Origin of the sequence: Pedobacter anseongensis (assembly GCF_037482965.1) — a bacterium.
GTDB classification, from domain to species: domain Bacteria; phylum Bacteroidota; class Bacteroidia; order Sphingobacteriales; family Sphingobacteriaceae; genus Pedobacter; species Pedobacter anseongensis.
In genome coordinates this window covers 1-1,727 of record NZ_JBBHKB010000010.1, presented here as the reverse complement: position 1 = coordinate 1,727, position 1,727 = coordinate 1, and the positions used below count along the sequence as shown (strand labels likewise).

The 1,727-nt window shown below is 50.0% G+C and carries 2 protein-coding genes; one reads left to right on the top strand and one right to left on the bottom strand.

Annotated elements, in window-relative coordinates; genetic code table 11:
- Positions 1–182, bottom strand: a 182-nt coding sequence (locus WG904_RS19565; protein WP_339581045.1) for a hypothetical protein, incomplete at its 3' end; no start/stop codon positions are given.
- Between WG904_RS19565 and istA the strand changes: the two genes are divergently transcribed.
- Positions 181–1,710: an IS21 family transposase gene (gene istA, locus WG904_RS19560; protein WP_339581044.1), complete on the top strand. Its 1,530-nt coding sequence runs from the start codon at positions 181–183 to the stop codon at positions 1,708–1,710. The two genes, WG904_RS19565 and istA, sit on opposite strands and share 2 nt — an antisense overlap.
- Positions 1,711–1,727 lie beyond the last annotated feature (17 nt).

The window sequence follows — 1,727 nt, the reverse complement described above, 5'->3', positions numbered from 1 at the left end:
TGGAGATTTCGGTGAAACTGACCACCCCATTTCGGTTTAAACTGACCACCTATTCCGCTTGAAATTGACCACTTGATTTCGGAGGAAATTGACCAGCTGGAACGATGCCTAAATGCTATAGCGGCAAGCCTACTTTTGACGGATATATAATCCATCGAAATGGCCAATTCCACTATAAGCATGAGCAAGATAAGACAGATACTCAGAATGTATACCCAAGGGCGTAGCAAGCTTTCTATAGCTACCCATACCGGTGTTTCCCGTAATACGGTCAAAGTTTATTTAAGGGCCTTCAGTTCCAGCGGATGTAGTTTCGAGCAGATCGATGCGCTTAACGACAAGGAACTGGATGATTTCTTCGGCAAGAGCCGTGAGCACGCCCCCAATAACCGGTTAATGGCCCTTCAACGTTGTTTTCCCAGCATCGACCGTGAGCTAAAGCGGACCGGGGTCAGCCGTATGATGCTATGGGAGGCCTATATGAAGGAGTTTCCAGATGGCTTCCAGTATACCCAGTTCTGTTTCTACTACAACCAGTGGAAGAACAGGGTAAACCCCGTGATGCACCTGGACCATAAAGCGGGTGATAAGCACTTCATCGATTTTGCCGGCCAGAAACTTACCATCGTAGATAAAGATACCGGCGAGGTAACCGAGGTGGAAGTATTCGTTGCCATCCTGGCCGCCAGCCAGCTCACCTATGTTGAAGCGGTCATGAGCCAGCAGAAAGAGGACTTCATCTCGGCCTGCGAGAACACGCTCCATTATCTTGGCGGTGTTCCGGCAGCCATCGTACCGGATAACCTCAGGGCGGCCGTTACCAAGAGCAACCGCTACGAGCCTACCCTGAACGATACCTTTGCCGACTTCGCAGACCACTATGGAACAACGATCCTGCCGGCCAGGGCATACCGCCCAAGGGACAAGGCATTGGTGGAGGGAGCGGTAAAGATAGTCTATGGCCGCATCTATGCCCCATTGAACAAACAGGTATTCCATTCGCTGGCCGAACTTAATTCGGCCATACTGGAGGCGCTGGAATCCCATAACACCCAACTTTTGAAAGGTCGCAACTATAGCAGGAGGCTACAGTTCGAAGAGATCGAACGGGAGGCACTGAACCCTCTTCCGGTACTGCGCTATGCCTTCAAAAAGCAGCACTACGCCACTGTTATGAAGAACGGGCATGTAAACCTAGGGGTGGACAAACATTATTACAGCGTACCATTCCGCTTTATCGGTAAAAAGGTCAAGATCATGTACAGCAGCTCAAACGTGGAGGTATTCTATCATTACGAGCGGATTGCCATGCACAAGCGGATGAAAAGCCCCTACAACTATACCACCGACAGGGAGCATATGGCCACCACCCACAGGTTCGTTACCGATTGGACACCAGAGCGTTTCCTGGAATGGGCCACCAGTATCCATGACGACGTGAGGCTCTATATCCTAAAGGTACTGGAACGCAAGCAACACCCAGAGCAGGCCTACAGATCATGTGTGGGCATCCTTGGCTTTGCCAAGAAAGCGGGAAACGAACGTTTGACCAATGCCTGTAGAAGGGCCCTGGGCTTTGGTATCTACTCCTACAAGACCATACAGATGATATTGGAGAAGAATATGGACCAGTACCCCGAAAGCCTCTTTGCCGATGAACTGCCAATGCCCAGCCATGACAATATCCGTGGCGAAGACTATTACAAATAACCCTTAAAATAGATAAA

Coding starts and splice junctions, on each gene's coding strand:
- istA (WP_339581044.1), top strand. CDS start 181: ATGAGCAAGATAAGACAGATACTCAGAATGTATACCCAAGGGCGTAGC.